Below are 16974 nucleotides of genomic sequence, written 5' to 3'. Positions count from 1 at the left end.
GATTTCCTCCTTTGAATGTTGGAACCTGATCGATTTGAATGTGATTTTAGATGAGTTATTAGATGAACTACGAAAATGAATACCTAATTCCGCAGCGGCTTGCCGGTTGACAGCATGTGGCTCATGCGGTCTTGTGTTTTTCTCTCTCCACACAGGCTGAGAAAAGCCTCGCATTCCAAATCAAGCAAATAGGCTTCACTTACCTCAGTGCCAGACTGAATATCTCCGCCTGCCAGTACATGAGCAAGCTTTCCAGCGATGAGCGCATCATGCTCGCTAATATGTCCGCTTCGCCTCATATCCTGCACGGCCACCTTGAGCACTGCCTTGCCCTCGCGTCCAGCAACACGAGTACGGGCTTCTGCTGGTGGTGAATACCCCTTACGATCCAGCTCCAGCACCGCGCGCTTCGCCTCTGCTATTCGCGCATCCCCCCGCATAATGACACGATCCTGCGGACGCATAAATCCTAGTCGGCTAACCTCATAGCCGCTGGAGGATGCTTTCGCAAGCGCAATCGTCTCGAACAATGCATTTAAATGCGGCTGCAGGTCTCCGCCCTTCTTGCCGCTTCCTACAATATGAGCCCGTTCAGCTGCCATCGCAGCCGCTTCCTTGCAGCCCCCGCCCGCAGGAATAAGGCCCACCCCCGTTTCTACCAATCCAAAGTAAGTTTCTGGCGAATAAATGATCCGATCAGCAGGCAAGCAAGCCTCAACCCCGCCGCCCAGCGTCATTCGGTGCGGTGCAGCTACGACCGGACGATCAAGCCGCTTCAGCTCCAGCATGCTGCTTTGGAAGTAGCGGATAATGTCCTCGACCTCATCCCACTCCCCGTTTTGCGCTTCCATCAGCAGCAGCATCAAATTCGCGCCAACACAAAAATTCCGTCCTTCATTTGCAATCACGAGCCCGCGCCAATTCTGAGAAACCTCCTTTGCCGTATGACGAATGGCGGATAGTATATCGCCACCAATCGCATTGTTCGGAGAGTGAAATTCCAGAAGCACGACATCATCGCCAATATCGATAAGGCTGGCGCCGGATGTGGCGAGTACGGTTTTTCCCGACTCTTTTAATGCCGCTAATGAAATGACATCCCTCTCGGGCTCCTCCAGCTTATAGGCTCCGCTTGCTGCATAGGCCCGCTTATTATCCTCCACAAGGTAGAAGCTCCTATGACCCGCCTCCAGCCAAGCCGTCACCCATGCGGGTATTTCTTCACCTTCCTTCCTCATTTGGTTCACTGACGACTCCAACCCAATGGCATCCCAAAGCTCGAACGGTCCAAGCTCCCAATTAAAGCCCCATCGCATCGCGCGATCAATATCCGAGATGGAATCAGCAATGACGCCTACCTGTGCAGCGGAGTAAAGCAATGTTTTTTTGATAGTAGACCACGCAAACTGTCCATAACGATGCTGCGGATCAGTTCGAAGCAATGCTTTCACCTTCGCCGCTGCACCTTTTGCTGCCTTGGCTGCATCAATAATAGGAGAGTTGATGGGACGCTTTGCGCCGTAATCCAGCGTATCAAGCTGAAGCGATTCAATGGTGCTGCCGCCCTTGCCCTTCACCTTGCGGTAAAAGCCTGCTCCGCTCTTCTCTCCTAGACGTCCCGCTGCTGCTAATTGCTCTAACAGAGCGGGTCTTGCAAAGATTGCCTTCTCCCCTGCGTCCTCACTTCTCTCCCGGACGTTATCTACCACATGCAGCAGCGTATCGAGCCCTACTAAATCCATCATCCGAAACGTCGCTGTCTTCGGCCTGCCCATAGCTGGACCCGTCAGCGCGTCCGCTTCATCCACCGTCAATCCATAGCTGATCGTATCCGCAAGCGTCACCAGCATCCCATAGGAGCCGATTCGATTGGCAATAAAATTAGGCGTATCCTTCGCGATTACGACACCCTTGCCAAGACGCTTCTCGCATACCTCCGTAAGCACCCTCACGACCTCAGGTGCCGTTTCTGTAGTAGGAACAATTTCAACAAGCTTCATGTAGCGAGGCGGGTTGAAAAAATGAGTGACTCCAAAGTGCTCTCTAAACTCCTCGCTTCTCCCCTCTACCATAGATGCTGCTGATAAGCCTGACGTATTCGTTGTCACGATTGAGCCCCGCTTGCGAGCAGCTTCAATGGTTGCAAGAACCTGCCTTTTAATATCCAGCCGCTCCACAACCGCTTCAACAATCCAATCTACTTCTCCCAGCGCATCTAGATGATCAGAGAGATTGCCCGGGGTGATTCTTTCTGTCCATGCTGGGTCATAAAGTTGTGCGGGCTGAGCCTTGACCATACGTGATATAGCTCCAATCGCCAAGCGACTTCGCACTTTAGCAGCCTCCAGTGTCAGCCCTTGCCTCTCCTCCTCTTCTAATAATGATTGCGGAACGACGTCCAGCAGCAGAACCTTCATACCCGCATTTGCCAAATGAGCGGCAATGCCCGCGCCCATTACGCCGGAGCCGATTACAGCGGCTCTGCGAATGGAACTGGCGTTTTTTTGCGACGATTGTATCGTCATAGACATCCTCCCCCTAGTCCCATCGTTCATTTACTCGCCAAAGACACTCTCAGCTAGCAGCTCTGCTACATCACGGGCAATAACCTTATCGTCGGCAGACAAAGCCTTCAGACCGTCCTCCATCATCGTCAGGCAGTACGGGCAGGCTGAGCTGATAACCGACGGTTTTACCTCCAGCGCTTGAGCGGTTCTCGCATGATTGACCCGCGTACCGGAATGCTCCTCCATCCACATGAGTCCGCCACCTGCGCCGCAGCACATTCCATTTGAACGTGATCTCGCCATCTCTTCCATTTGAACGCCCGGAATGGCTCGAAGCAGATTGCGCGGCGCTTCATACGCATCGTTGTAGCGTCCAAGGTAGCAGGAATCGTGAATCGTAACTCTCTCATCAATCGTATGCTGGGGTTTGATGGAGCCCTCCTCAAGCAATCTCGCCAGCAGCTCCGTATGATGCTCCACTTTTATGCTTGCACTGAGCCCAAAATCAGGGTATTCATTTTTGAACGTATGATAGGTATGCGGACAGGCTGTCACGATTTGAGTGATGCCGTATTTCGTCAACATATCGATGTTTTCACGGCATAGCTCTTGAAATAACAGTTCATTCCCCACCCGTCTTGCTGTGTCTCCTGAGCTTTTCTCCTCCAAACCAAGCGTTGCAAAGCTAACCCCCGCATGATGAAGCAGCCGTACCACATCGTAAAGCACGCGGCGGCTTCGCATATCATAGGCACCCATAGAGCCTGCCCATAGCAGAACGTCGGCTTTGCGACCCTGCCGCTTCAGTTCACTCATCGTTTCGACGCGAATGCCGGTACGGCTCTCGCAATCTCTGATCCAAGCCGCCCGTTCAGCACGAGGCAATCCCCAAGGATTGCTTTGCCGCTCGATATTTTGCAAGGCGCGTTGACCGTCCGAGGGCAACTTGCCCTCCATCAGCACGAGATAACGACGCATATCGATGATCTTATCGACATGCTCATTTCCAACTGGGCATACCTCCTCACAGTTGCGGCAGGTCGTGCAAGCCCATAGCTCTTCTTCGGTGATCACCTCACCTATCAGCTCGACTTCCTCCGCTTTTACCCCCATTCGTTTAACCCAAGCCCCCCCTTGCGCAGTCATGGTCGGCTCAATCATTGTTCCTCCACTGGAATCCGACTCCCAAGCAGGAAGCACGGCTCCCATGGTGTGGGCATAGCTATTTTTGGATGAAGACTGCCATAGCCCAGCAGGCATCCAAGGTGACTTAGAGGTGATAGCAGCTCCTTTTTCCGTCAAATGGTCCCTCAGCTTCACGATCAAATGCATAGGAGAGAGCAGCTTGCCGGTATTGGAGGCGGGACACACATTTGTACAACGACCGCATTCGACGCAAGCGTACAAATCTACCATCTGCTTTTGCGTAAAATGCTCCACCTTCCCCGCGCCAAAAGACTCCGCTTCTTCATCCTCCAAGTTCAAAGGCGTAAGCCTGCCTAGCGGTGTGCTTCGGCGGAACCATAAATTAACGGGAGCAATGAGCAGATGGAAATGCTTTGACTGCGGCACATAAACAAGAAAGCCCAGCAATACAAGGAGATGCAGCCACCAAAAAACTTCAAAACCAACATGCGCAGAGATGCTTCCATGCTCCACCCCTATGCTATGCAGCAGCTTGGCAAGCGGGGCGCTGACTGGAGAATAGCTCGCTTCTATGATTGATGTGTTCGAGGTCGCTTCAGAATGGGATTCCGTGGCTGCTAAGAGGACAGCTTGATCCCCTATTGCAACCACTTTCTGTTCGGAAGCAAGACGCTCAAACGCTAAGCTGAACAAAATCGTAAGCATCAACGAGCCGATAAACCACATCACGAGCGATGGCTTCCACCCCCGCTTAAGCCGCGGCAACCGCTCGCCATAACGCCGAAAAGCGCCGTAGAGGACAGCCGCCAGCACGAGTGCCACCGTTATCTCCTGTGTCCATGAGAACCATTCATAATACGGAATCGGCAGCGGCTTCCCTTCATTTAATCCCTTCCAAACGAGATCTGCTGCGCCGAACTGAAGGGCAATAAAGCCATAAAAATAAATCAAATGCATGATGCCGCTTCTGATATCCTGCAAGAGCTTACGATGACCGAATACTTGCCCAGAAAAACTGCTTTTGCCCCTTCCCTCTCGTTTAAAACGTGTGAAGGCAGTCGGTACGCCCAGCCGAATGTAACTGAGTCGCCTCAACACGACAGCTGCAAACATCCAAACGGCAAGCGCCACAATCAAGGTAAATAGGAGCAATCTGCCCCATTTTGCGAGACCCTCAATCATTGAAGCACCGTTAAACGTCTCCATAGGTCCCAGCATGAAATCATTCATATAACCTCTCATTTGTTCGCTCCAATTTGCCAGCTGCCGCAATAACAAAACGGTTGCTAGGTGTCCGCCCCCTACTGCCCCATGCACCAACAATAAAAACGCCGACCCCATTGCCATGTGCCCGCCCCCTAGTATGCCGGTTCTTGGAACCAGCAAGATTGCACGAAGTAGTTGGACAAGTAATAAAGCGCTTTCATGAATATAGCCGCGGTGCTTATGTATATGAGCTTTTTGTCACGAACATGCCGCAGAGGCATCCCTATCCAAGGGGTCTATTCTAAGGCAAGCTGACATATCGTAGCACTGATGGACAGTATCTTGCGTGATGGTAAACCACATTAATCGTTAAATCGGGCTTAGAAAGGAGCTTGCTTCTATGCTGAAAATAGTTGTGCTTCTCAAGCAAACGTTCGATACAGAGGAGAAAATAACCCTTACTCCAAACGGCGTAGATGAAAGGGATGCAAAGTTTGTTATCAATCCCTATGACGAATATGCACTAGAGGAGGCATTGCGTCAGAGGGAGCAGCATGGCGGAGAAGTCATCGTCGTCACCTGCGGAACCGAACGAGCTCAAGAGGCGCTTCGCACAGCGCTCGCTGTAGGAGCGGACGAGGCGATCCGTCTGGAAAGCGAGGGCTTATCGGATGACTCCTCTTCCATCGCCTCGGCGCTAGCTGCTCTTATCGAGCCATTGGCACCCGATTTGCTGCTCGCGGGATTATTTGCTGTGGATAGCGGCTCGGGTAGCGTCGCGCTTCAAGTAGCTGAGCTTCTTAAGCTGCCGCATGCCTCCTCTGCCGTTAAGCTCACCATCGTTACAGGGGAGCAATTGGCTGCTATCCCAGTTACAGATCCTTTAACCTCGCCGAGTGGATGGAAGGCGGAGCAATTCGCACTCGTTGAGCGAGATGTGGAGGGCGATACGGAGACCGTCTCGATTCCATTGCCTGCGCTCATTACAGCCCAGCAAGGACTCAATGAGCCTCGTTACCCTTCTCTCCCCGGCATTATGAAAGCAAAGCGCAAGCCGCTGCGCATCCTGACCGCAAGTGAGCTGCTCGGTAATGAAGCTAGCAAACCTACAAGTCGGACGATACGAACGCAGCTGCTCCCTCCTCCCCCTCGCGCTGTAGGGAAACGAATTCCCGGCGCGCCTGCCGAGCAGGCAGCCGCGCTAATTACGCTGCTTCAGACGGAGGCGAAGCTGCTTTAGAGTTGAGTGAGGGTGAGATGATGATCGCGAGAAGATCGAGAGATGAAGATGGAGAGACGAAGATCGATTGATTTGGATCATAAAATAAAAATAGAACCGATCTTGCTCCATTTAGTCTGCTAATGGACGGAATGGTTGTAGAAAGGACGAAGATCCATTGATTAGATCATAAAATAAAAAATAGAACCGTTCTTGCTCCATTTAGTCTGTTAACGAACGGAATGGTTGGTAGAAAGGGCGAAGATCCATTGATTAGATCATAAAATAAAAATAGAACCGATCTTGCTCCACTTAGTCTGCTAACGAACGGAATGGTTGGCTAACATTTGATCTTTTGTTATGGGAGAGGAGCTGTATTTGATGAGCAAAACCATACTTATTTTTGCGGAGAGCCGGGACGGCGTTCTCCGACGTGTGGCGCTGGAGGCACTCGGCGCAGCAAGGCGGCTCGCAGGCGAGGACGGCACGGTCCATGCCGTCCTTGCCTGCTCTGGCGGCGCGGCGGAAGAAGCCGCCGCGCTGATCGCGCGGGGGGCGGACGTCGTGCATATCGCCGACGATCCTGCCCTCCGCGCCTATGCGCCCGAGGCGTACATCGCCGCCCTCGGCGCAGCCATGTCTGCGGTGCAGCCGGACGCGCTTCTGCTCGGCCACACCGCTATGGGGCGCGAGCTCGCGCCCCGCGTGGCCGCGGCCCATGGCGCCGGCCACATTGCCGACGCCATCGCCATCGAAGCTTCAAGCGATGGCAATGACGTCGGCTTCATTCGCCCGCTCTACGCCGGAAAGGCGTTCGAGCGGCGCAGCTTCTTGCCGGGCCACCCGTGGGTCATCACGGTGCGCCCGAATAATTTGCCGGCGGCTGAGCCATTGGACGCCGCCCAGCAAACAGGCACCGTCACGGCTCTGCCGTTCACGGTGCCACCGCTTTACACCGCCGTGCGAAGCCTAGTCAGGCGCGCCGGCGGCCAGCTCGATCTCGCCGAAGCTGACGTCGTCGTATCCGGCGGCCGAGGGGTGCGCAGCGCAGCAGGCTTTGAGCCGCTGCGAGTGCTGGCTTCCGCGCTAGGCGGCGCGGTCGGAGCCTCCCGCGGCGCCTGCGACGCAGGCTATTGCGATTATGCCCTTCAAATTGGGCAAACTGGCAAAGTCGTCACACCGCAGCTATATATTGCGTGCGGCATTAGCGGCGCCATCCAGCACTTGGCTGGGATGAGCCAATCTCGGGTCATCGTCGCGATCAACAAGGACGCCGATGCCCCTATCTTCGGCGTCGCCGACTACGGCATCGTCGGCGACTTATTCGACGTCGTGCCTCTGCTTTCCGCAGAGATGCAACGCATTCGATCCTAATTTCATCCCATATCACTCAACCTGCGAAACACTCTCTTTCAGCTATCTGCTATCGATTATGTCGACAGCCTTCGAAGTTTGGACTAGATACGGGGTTCTGTTAGGGTTGAGTAGGCGTATGTGGCTAGTGGGGCGTATGGAGTCTTTGGAGCACATGGTGCATTTGGGACGCATGGAGTGAGCATAGTGGCACGTTTAACATTTAACGGACAATGGTTCCGCTATTCTGTAGAAAACACACTAATTACGATTGTTACGGACCTCAGTTCCGCTATTGATGAGAAAAACGCAATAATTAGTCATTTGAAGGCAAATAGCGGAACGTAAGTCCGTTAGTTGGAGGAGAAGCCGCTTAAGTTTAGAATAGCGGATCCAGGGTCCGTAAGAAGAGTAACCTATACGAGGTGCTAACTAAAGTGAGAGAATTAGTGAGTTAGAGTCTTTGGAGCACATGGTGAGTTTGGGGCGCATGGAGTCTTTGGAGTACATGGTGTGTTGGGGGCGCATGGAGTCTTTGGAGTACATGGTGCGTTTGGGGCGCATGGAGTCTTTGGAGTACATGGTGTGTTGGGGGCGCATAGAGTCTTTGGAGTACATGGTGTGTTGGGGGCGCATGGAGTCTTTGGAATACATGGTGCGTTTGGGACACATGGAGTCTTTGGCGTACATGGTGCGTTTGGGGTGCATGGAGTCTTTGGAGTACATGGTGCGTTTGGGACGCATGGAGTCTTTGGAGTACATGGTGCGTTTGGGACGCATGGAGTCTTTGGAGTACATGGTGCTGGGGCGCATGGAGTGAGCATAGTGGCACGTTTAACATTAAACGGACAATGGTTCCGCTATTCTGTAGAAAACACACTAATTACGATTGTTACGGACCTCCGTTCCGCTATTGATGAGAAAAACGCAAAAATTAGTCATTTGAAGGCAAATAGCGGAACGTAAGTCCGTTAGTTGGAGGAGAAGCCGCTTAAGTTTAGAATAGCGGATCTAGAGTCCGTAAGAAGAGTAACCTATACGATGTGCTAACTAAAGTGAGAGAATCAGTGAGTTAGTTAGTGGGTGAATCAGTTAGTTAGTGGTTGAATCAGTTAGTTAGTGAATTAGTTAATGAGAGTTAGTGAGTCAGTTAGTGAATATGTTTGGCAATCATTTTTGTTGGCTCCGAAACGATGTGTCAAAAAGAGAGTCGAATGGACCCCACAAACAAAACGAGCCCTAGAATCGATTCTAGGGCTCGTTTTTATTTTATTATTTTGCAGTCCAGAAAAATCGTGCCTTTACAGTGACCGTGATCAGATTACCACAACTGAAAACGCGACTTCTTCTCATTATGCACGTTTTATCTAATCTCGCCTATGCAAAATCCGGTCTAATCTCTCTGATGCAATCCGGCGATTCATACAGTTCATCACGCACGGCATTTGTAACGGGATAGGCGCGCATAAGATAGGAATCCATCGCATCCAAATGCTTGCGCAAGCTGGCGAACTCCGTTATTCGCGGATTTAGCCAATCCTCAATGCCATCCTCGTCCAAAATAACAGGTACACGTGGCTGCCAAACGGACATGGAACCGGATGAAGCGGCAGTGATCATCGTGAAGGCACGCATCTCTTTGCCGCTTGCATTCCTCCAGCAATCATAAATCCCTGCAATTCCAAATAGCTGCTGGCTTGGAATGATGACGTGCATCGCCCGCGGGTCGCGCTCCTTGCCGAACTGCTTTTGTCCATAGAATCCGCTGCATGGCAGAATACAACGCTGCCTCCGCAGCATCCGCCCCAAAAAAGGCTTCTCTGATAGAGTCAAATGATCTGCATTCACTGAATCCTTTGCCCAAAAAGGGAAAAGTCCCCATCTCGACTCCTGCATCGTTCTCTGATCAAAGCGATCATTCATCACGATCGACACCGTTTGAGTAGGGACTACATTAAATCGATTCGTAAAACCTCTAACCACTTTTTTCACTTGAAACATATCCACCATATCACCAATATCTGCAGTTAACGAAAACCGTTCAATCATCGCGATCATCCTTTTCACGTTGTTTGAACCAGTTTTTGTTAAAATGTATTTATTTATGCATGGTTTATTGGAAAATTCATTCTATTCTCTTTTACAAATCTCAAGCCTTTCACATCGTGAATCGTTTGCGGAATTTCAACGGCGGCATACCGGTGTGTGAGGCGAAGAGCCGCGAGAAATGCGGTGTCTGCCGAAAGCCAGTCTCCTCCGCAACGCGCGCAATCGTCCAATCCGTCTTGATAAGCAGCAGCTTGGCTTGGTCCAGTCGATAATAAAGCAAATATTGCTGCGGCGTGCAATCGAATACCTCAGTCATGCAGCGAGTAATGTAATTCGTGTGTAGCTGAAGCACCTCACTCAGCATCGTGTTGCTGATCGGTGTGCGATAATTGAGCTTCAAATAAGCTGCCGCCCGCTCCGCCACCGATACAGCTGCTTTCGCAGCATCAGAGCGCCAGCCCTCATCCAACATTTGCAGCAAATGCAGAAAACGCTGCTGACGATCCCAGAAAGCGCCATGCGATGAGCTTTTGGCTGCCTCATGCAGCTGTTGGAAGATGAGCTTCGCTTCATCTGGATAAGTTAGTTTCATTTTTTTGGGCAGACGTATGGCATATGTATAGTAATCTCCCCGAAGTGATCCGCTTTGATTGCCGACCGTCTCTTCCCAGGCTCCTACTGTTTGAAAGTGAATCCAGTCAAATACCGTTTCCTCGTCGCACGGACGAGTGGAATAATGCCAGCGGTCTGGCCGCAATATCAGGACATCACCTGGTTCTAGTACCCAGCTATGATTCTCTTCTGCCACATGCAGCGAGCCTTTATTTACGAACAGTAAATCAAATACGCCAAGGTTAGTCCGATTCGGATGCTCTTCCCCAGCATGATATGTTAATCGGTTAGATTCAATAAAAAATGGCAATGGCGGCGAACGAAATGTTAGCAATAAGTCCTCTGACAATCTAATCTCTCTCCTCTAAAGTTTTGCGCAGCAAAACTCTCTTCGTAAGCTTCCACTTTAGTTTTGCGCAGCAAAACTTTCTTCATAAGCTTTCACTTTAGTTTGGCATAGCAAAACTCTCTTCGTAAGCTTTCACTTTAGTTTGGCATAGCAAAACTCTCTTCGTAAACTCTCACTTAAGTTTTGCGCTACAAAACTCATACTTCCATGTGTAAATATGCAAAAATACTACTGCCCATGTTACTTGAAAATCATTTCATTTGTCTACAGCAAAACAAAACCTCGGCTGTATCCTAGTAGATACGGCCGAGGTTGACTAATGGCTTCAAGAAACCAATATGATATTCATTAATATTTTCTTACAACTGCTCCCTATCTTTTATCCCTCTTAGCTTGCAAAGACTGATTGACTCGCTACTTGTCGGCCAAGCGATCTTCCCTGCTCCTTCTCTGATTCCGATGGATCGTATTCAAATTTAATGCATTCACAAACGATCTCCGCACCCAGCTCCTTAAGCTTTGCTTCTATGATATCAACAGCTCCGCAGTAAATGGGGTACGAGGTATCGCCTGAACCGAATACTGCTGCTTTTTTGCCGCTCAAATCCAAGCTCTTCAGCTCCTCGTAAAAATCGAGAAACTCATCCGGCAGCTCCCCGTCTCCCCACGTATAAGCTCCAACAATAATGCCGTCATAGTCTTTAAGCTCAGATGCGCTGGCATCAAAGGCTTCCTTGGCAACAACCATAGCGCCAGCTTCCTTCGCTCCTTCTACAATGGCTGCAGCCATTTCCTCTGTATTCCCTGTCATGCTTGCATAGACTACAATGATTTTTGTCACCCATCATCCCTCCTACTTCCTGTCTGCTTTCTTACACGTTTATCGTTTGAATACCCTCAAAAATAGTAGCCATATGAAGCTGATCACCCTGCACATCAATGTCCGTTACGGGACAGCCCAGTTTGACCGAAAGCAATGAAATGCCCTTATACAAATAAGTAAGCCGGTATAACCCTCTGTCCGTACATACGTAGACCTCTCTCCCTTGAGCGATCACAGCAAATATAAACAGCTTACCGTAGCGAATTCGTTCAATATTACCCTTCTTATCACCGATGAGCAGCTCACCTTTCTCACTCGTGCCAACCAGATGACCTCTGAAGACAACCAGACTCGTCACGCTCGTTTGAAGCTCAAAATGTGCCCAATCATCCATAAATCGGTCATATAATGAAATGCCGCTGTCATGCGCAGTTATGAGATATTGAGGCAAATTAATAAAATCATAGACACGTTTATCTGGGCAGGCTATCTTCTCCCATTCATAGCTTCCTTTTGACCATAAGCCATCTTCCGTTGCCGCATAGCTGTTACCGCCGATTTTACGATACTGATAGCATGGAATATCGAGTCCGTCATGCTCCCATGCATCCCCATTCCATTCATACATTCCTGTGCTCGTGCAGGCGTGAAGCAAATCATGCTGCAGCTGCAGCCGATTCACATTGCTCGTATCCGAGAGCCCTTGATCGAGTTTATCCCATTCGCCCTCTCCATCGATGTGATAGACACCATGACCGACTGAAGCTGCGAACAACCCGTCCGGACTCGCTTTCACTGATGAGAAAGGAAAGAGCAGCCAATTCCAAGGCTTGCTTGTTTCCGTCTTCATATCTCTCTCTCCTTCAAAATAATTTCACTCATTCTCTTGTTGTATATTTTTGATCCGATATGTTCTTCTTCGCCATTTTTCTCAGTGATAATCATTATCATAACCATAGACTAAATGATAACCATTCTCAAATTCATTGTCAATGTCTTTCTCGATAGCTCGCTTCCTTCCCCTTATTCAAAACCTTTCTTTACCAACTTCACTACCGATTCACTGACTAATAAAAAAAGACAGCCCAAGGAATTTCCTTAGACTGTCTGCTTGATTTCCACAAAGGCTTGCCCCTCTATGAGTTTGCTACAAATTAAAGTGAAGCTGTATTTTAAATAATATTTTAATCTGATCCTGTAGAAATTGAACATCATTCACTTTAACCACATCCTGCGCTGGCAAATCAATTGGAACGACAATGGTCTCCAGCATGCTAAGCGGCAATGCCATTCCCTTCAGAGATAATGACTGCGGTCTTAAAATAAAATTAGGCGACTCCCATTCCATGCCATATTCCGCTTGGAGTGCTGCAGGAATACGATCTCTATATGTAATATTTAAGTGCGCGATCAATTTATTCTCCTCCAATTCGAAGGACGCTCCGTTCAAGCGAACATTTTCTCTCAGTTCTATAGAAGGAGCTGCTGAAGATCCGCTATCATATTTACTGATTAGATTCATTTTGATCAGATTGTTCATGTCGGATTCCGTAAGGACAAGCTCCGGCTTGAATTTCTTGACCATGGACAATGCCTTTTCCTTCACATCAATCGAAGTGTAGCTCATATCAAGCTGCTCATCCGGCGCAATATAGGAAATCCCCCACCAGATCGCGCCTCCAAGCACCAGAACAATGATTAATAATACGATGAATAATCTTTTTACTAATTTCCCCATCCAGTATTCCTCCTAGAGCACTAACAAGCTATCATCCATCATTTTAAACCTATTTTTCAAAAATAAATCATTTAACAGCTACATGCGCGTACTTTGATAGTGCTATAATGAATCAAATCATTGATCATAATCATTCATTAACCGAGAGGATGTACGCCAATGAACACGAGTAACGCATCACAATACCGCATTGGACTTGAAGAAATCGTTCAAGCTCAAATGCATTTAAAAGACGTCATTACGCGTACGCCGCTCCAATATAATCGCGTTTTGTCTGAAAGGTACAACTGCAACGTTCTACTGAAAAGGGAGGACCAGCAAATTGTCCGTTCCTTCAAAATACGCGGTGCTTACAACCTCATGTGCTCGCTTGATCCCGAGACACTAGCCAAGGGTGTCGTGTGTGCCAGTGCGGGAAATCACGCGCAAGGTGTCGCTTATTCCTGCCAAGCGCTGGGTATCCCCGGCAAAATTTATATGCCAAGCACCACGCCTCGCCAAAAGGTAACACAGGTTTCCTTCTTTGGCGGCTCTTTCGTTGAAGTTATTTTGACAGGCGATACCTTTGATGATGCCTATGATGAAGCGATGGCTGAGAGCACACGAAGCGGCATGGCATTCGTTCACCCCTTCGATGATCGCAAAATCATAGCGGGAAATGGAACGGTTGGCCAAGAGTTTATGGAAGCTGCCGATTCGGTACCTGACTTTGTATTTGTGACCGTTGGCGGCGGCGGTCTCGCTGCTGGCGTAGCATCCTATGTGAAAATTGTTTCACCTTCAACGAAGGTCATTGGCGTAGAGCCACAGGGTGCACCCTCGCTCCGCGTTTCGCTGGATGCCGGCGAGGTTACTCCGCTGGACCAGATAGATAAGTTCATTGACGGCGCTGCTGTTAAGCGTGTCGGTGATCTCACCTATGAGATCTGCAGAGACTTGCTTGACGATGTAATAACAGTCCCAGAAGGCAAAGTATGTACAACGATGCTCGACCTCTATAACGAAAATGCGATTGTAGCTGAGCCAGCAGGCGCTTTGCCCATTGCAGCGCTTGAAGCTTATCGCGATGAAATTGCAGGCAAAACCGTCGTATGCGTCGTGAGCGGCGGTAATAACGATGTGGATCGCATGCAGGAAATCAAGGAACGTTCGCTCATTTATGAGGGTTATAAGCATTATTTCATGCTTAGCTTCCCTCAGCGAGCCGGAGCTTTAAGAGAGTTTCTTGATAAGGTGCTGGGCCCCTATGACGATATTACACGTTTCGAGTATACGAAAAAGTCCAATAAAGACAACGGACCTGCTCTCGTCGGTATCGAGCTGAAAGATCGTAATGACTATGAGCCGCTCGTAGAGCGTATGACCAAAAAAGGCTTTCAATTCGTAGAGCTGAACAAAGATCCTGTCTTGTTTAATTTGCTCATCTAATTTTGGCATGACGCAGTTCTAAATATGAAGATTATCCTAATACCAAGAGGGTGTCCCAGAAGCGAAACCGCTGCTGGGACACCCTCTTGTTTGTAATTAAGCATAATTTAGCCTATCACTAGTCATTAGTGAAGTTATCTGCTGTCTATACGTTCATTTACTTTACCAAGCATAAGCGCGCGGTGCGTCGCCGCCTGGACCAGGGAAGATTTCATCGATGCGTTTGAGCGCGGATTCATCCAGCTCGATTTCCACTGCACGAAGGGAGCGTTCAAATTGATCGAGCGTACGAACACCAATGATCGGTGCTGTCACAGCAGGATTAGAGAGCAACCATGCGAGTGATACAAGATCCTCGGGCTCACCCAGTTCATCACAAAATGCCGCATACGCTTCAAGCTGTTCACGATGCTGCTCAAAGCGCTTCGTATCGCTGCTTCGGCGACCGCCATCCTTACGACGTTGATTACCCGCAAGCAAGCCCCCATCAAGCGGACTCCAAGGGATTACACCAAGACCGAGCGCTTGCGAAGCCGGCAATACTTCCAGCTCTGGAAGACGGCAAAGCAGATTATACTTATGCTGCTCAGATACAAGTCCGAGAGAGCCCCTTGCCTTTGCTTCGCCTTGGGCAACTGCAATATCCCATCCCGCAAAATTGCTGGAGCCTATGTAGCCTATTTTGCCTTGGGCAGCCGCAATTTCGAAAGCTCCCCATAATTCACTCCAGTTAGCATTGCGATCGACATGATGCATTTGATAAAGCTCTATATGATCGGTTTGCAGACGCTTGAGTGATCCTTCCAAATGTCTGCGGATTTTATAAGCGGACAAGCCTGCCTCACGGTTAGGTCCGTCATGCTGATCATGCATATCGCCATAGACTTTTGTAGCCAGCACTGTACGCTCGCGACGCCCATCGCCTTGTTGAAACCATTTTCCGATAATTTCTTCTGTACGTCCTGCATTCTCACCCCAGCCGTAAATGTTGGCTGTATCAATAAAATTAATCCCTGCATCTAAAGCTGCATCCAAAATACGAAATGAGTCCTTTTCATCCGTGTCTACACCAAAATTCATTGTCCCCAAGCATAATCGACTTACCTTAAGCCCTGATTTACCTAAATTCGTATATTGCATACTTTCATCGCTCCCTCAATTTGATAGGATGGATTACTTCTACATTATACAAAACTTACACATACTAACCAAATTTTATCGGCACTCGCCTTACCAAACTATTTTCATCCACGCTTACTGAGCATCTGGAAATATGGGCATATTAACCAATATAAACAAAACAAAATGGTTCTCATCACATGTATAGATAAGGAGCCTGTCCTTGCGAAAAAATAACAACGTTTTTTTTGGAGCGGAGATGCGGCTTTACGCCGTCATTTTGTTTATTATCATATTTGTAAGAGGAGCAGTTCTCGTCAGCTTGCTCCCCATTTATGGCGCCAAAACCTTGGGACTGACGTCCGATGTTATAGGTGTTGCCATTTCTGCTCATTATATAACCGATACCTTGCTGAAAATGGTCATTGGCTATTTGCTCGATCGGTTTTCCGTCCGCATTGTCGTGCAGACTGGACTTATTTTATCGCTCGCGGGGGTCTACTTGCTTCAGTTTGCTGAGTTGCCTTGGCTGTTCATTGGAGCCGCTGCCCTCTACGGAATCGGTATGTCTCCGCTGTGGATTGTATGTCTAACGAAGGTAACAGAGGAGAATCGTGCCACTCAAATGGGCGCTCTTTATACCATTTGGATGATTGCGCTTGGGAGCGGTCCTATTGTTTGTAATATTTTGCTGGATCGGAGCGTATCGTTTACGTACCAGCTGCTTGTCAGCTTGTCTGTGATCGCCTGCCTGCTCGCTTTCTTTATGAGCAGAGAACGAGTAGTAACACCGAACAGGTTGCCGTTAACTCAGCAATTCGCTATTCTTAAGGAAAGACTTCAGCATATGAAGCTGCTGCTTCCGGGGATGATTTTGCAGACGACAGGCGCGAGTATGCTCGTGCCGATTCTGCCGAGCTTCGCCGACCATAAACTTGGCTTATCGGGAGCTCAGTATTCCATCCTGCTCACGGTTGGCGGTTTATGTGCTGCTGCTGGATTAATACCGATGGGCAAACTTTCTGACAGGCTTGGCGGGAAAAAGTGGTTTCTCGTTATTGGATTCGCTATTTTCGCTTTGGCTTTATACCTGCTAGCCTACGGCTTTACGTTCTGGTATTGTTTACTAATAGCGGTTGCGCTTGGTGTATCTTACGCTGCTGTGCTTCCGGCATGGAATGCGCTGCTTGCCGCTTATGTTCCCCCTAAGCAAGAGGGACTCGGATGGGGGATTTTGTCCACTATCGAGGGTATTGGCGTCATGATTGGTCCGATAGCCGGCGGTTTTATCGCGGCTTGGAGCGGAGAGACAGCCGTTTTTTGGGTAAGTGCAACCTTATTCGGAATCATAAGCGTCTTTTATTTATGGTTCCCTTTTCAAGCATTTGGGACAGGCGACAAACAAGTAGAACGGGGTTAGAGATC

Annotated in this window: 14 protein-coding genes; 6 read left to right on the top strand and 8 right to left on the bottom strand. The window is 49.2% G+C overall.

Features of this window, described 5'->3' with window-relative positions; genetic code table 11:
- Positions 1 to 83 precede the first annotated feature (83 nt).
- The gene (locus tag AC0YOD_RS12785) at positions 84 to 2525 is read right to left on the bottom strand and encodes a 3-hydroxyacyl-CoA dehydrogenase/enoyl-CoA hydratase family protein (protein WP_475799677.1); all 2442 of its coding nucleotides are present in this window, start codon (positions 2523 to 2525) and stop codon (positions 84 to 86) included.
- Positions 2526 to 2555: 30 nt separating this feature from the next.
- Positions 2556 to 4835 carry a heterodisulfide reductase-related iron-sulfur binding cluster gene (locus AC0YOD_RS12780; RefSeq protein ID WP_475799989.1) on the bottom strand — a complete coding sequence of 760 codons (2280 nt, stop codon included), beginning with the start codon at positions 4833 to 4835 and terminating at the stop codon, positions 2556 to 2558.
- Positions 4836 to 5262: 427 nt separating this feature from the next.
- On the opposite strand from AC0YOD_RS12780, the gene AC0YOD_RS12775 reads away from it, so the two are divergent.
- The 4 genes from AC0YOD_RS12775 to AC0YOD_RS12760 all read left to right on the top strand — a co-directional run bounded on the left by AC0YOD_RS12775 (position 5263) and on the right by AC0YOD_RS12760 (position 8397).
- Positions 5263 to 6099: an electron transfer flavoprotein subunit beta/FixA family protein gene (locus AC0YOD_RS12775; RefSeq protein ID WP_475799988.1), complete on the top strand. Its 837-nt coding sequence runs from the start codon at positions 5263 to 5265 to the stop codon at positions 6097 to 6099.
- A gap of 360 nt (positions 6100 to 6459) precedes the next feature.
- Entirely contained in the window at positions 6460 to 7452 is a 993-nt protein-coding gene (locus tag AC0YOD_RS12770; RefSeq protein WP_475799987.1) for an electron transfer flavoprotein subunit alpha/FixB family protein, read from the top strand.
- Between the two features lie 186 nt (positions 7453 to 7638).
- Positions 7639 to 7779 (top strand): hypothetical protein, encoded by a 141-nt coding sequence (locus AC0YOD_RS12765; protein WP_475799676.1) that lies wholly within the window; start codon positions 7639 to 7641, stop codon positions 7777 to 7779.
- A gap of 165 nt (positions 7780 to 7944) precedes the next feature.
- Positions 7945 to 8397 carry a hypothetical protein gene (locus tag AC0YOD_RS12760; RefSeq protein ID WP_475799675.1) on the top strand — a complete coding sequence of 151 codons (453 nt, stop codon included), beginning with the start codon at positions 7945 to 7947 and terminating at the stop codon, positions 8395 to 8397.
- Positions 8398 to 8808: 411 nt separating this feature from the next.
- On the opposite strand, the gene AC0YOD_RS12755 is transcribed toward AC0YOD_RS12760, so the two are convergent.
- The 5 genes from AC0YOD_RS12755 to AC0YOD_RS12735 all read right to left on the bottom strand — a co-directional run bounded on the left by AC0YOD_RS12755 (position 8809) and on the right by AC0YOD_RS12735 (position 13002).
- A complete protein-coding gene (locus tag AC0YOD_RS12755) occupies positions 8809 to 9480 on the bottom strand; it encodes an SOS response-associated peptidase (protein ID WP_475799674.1) in 672 nt (223 codons plus the stop codon).
- A 109-nt stretch (positions 9481 to 9589) separates the two neighbouring features.
- Entirely contained in the window at positions 9590 to 10441 is an 852-nt protein-coding gene (locus tag AC0YOD_RS12750; RefSeq protein WP_475799673.1) for a helix-turn-helix domain-containing protein, read from the bottom strand.
- 388 nt (positions 10442 to 10829) lie between these two features.
- Positions 10830 to 11282, bottom strand: a complete 453-nt coding sequence (locus tag AC0YOD_RS12745; protein ID WP_475799672.1) for a flavodoxin — start codon at positions 11280 to 11282, stop codon at positions 10830 to 10832.
- 31 nt (positions 11283 to 11313) lie between these two features.
- On the bottom strand, positions 11314 to 12114 hold the full coding sequence (locus AC0YOD_RS12740) for a hypothetical protein (protein ID WP_475799671.1): 801 nt from the start codon (positions 12112 to 12114) through the stop codon (positions 11314 to 11316).
- 297 nt (positions 12115 to 12411) lie between these two features.
- Positions 12412 to 13002 carry a hypothetical protein gene (locus tag AC0YOD_RS12735; RefSeq protein WP_475799670.1) on the bottom strand — a complete coding sequence of 197 codons (591 nt, stop codon included), beginning with the start codon at positions 13000 to 13002 and terminating at the stop codon, positions 12412 to 12414.
- Between the two features lie 159 nt (positions 13003 to 13161).
- Here AC0YOD_RS12735 and ilvA point away from each other — a divergent pair, with 159 nt between their 5' ends.
- A complete protein-coding gene (gene ilvA / locus AC0YOD_RS12730) occupies positions 13162 to 14430 on the top strand; it encodes a threonine ammonia-lyase IlvA (RefSeq protein WP_475799669.1) in 1269 nt (422 codons plus the stop codon).
- A 162-nt stretch (positions 14431 to 14592) separates the two neighbouring features.
- Here ilvA and AC0YOD_RS12725 read toward each other — a convergent pair whose 3' ends face one another.
- Positions 14593 to 15570: an aldo/keto reductase gene (locus AC0YOD_RS12725; protein ID WP_475799668.1), complete on the bottom strand. Its 978-nt coding sequence runs from the start codon at positions 15568 to 15570 to the stop codon at positions 14593 to 14595.
- Between the two features lie 202 nt (positions 15571 to 15772).
- Here AC0YOD_RS12725 and AC0YOD_RS12720 point away from each other — a divergent pair, with 202 nt between their 5' ends.
- Complete coding sequence (locus AC0YOD_RS12720; protein WP_475799667.1) at positions 15773 to 16969, top strand: MFS transporter; 1197 nt, start codon at positions 15773 to 15775, stop codon at positions 16967 to 16969.
- Positions 16970 to 16974: the final 5 nt, after the last annotated feature.

It is taken from the genome of Paenibacillus sp. J31P13, from assembly GCF_056269295.1.
The sequence above is the reverse complement of the archived record's forward strand: the minus strand, read 5'-3'. Positions and strand labels throughout refer to the sequence as shown.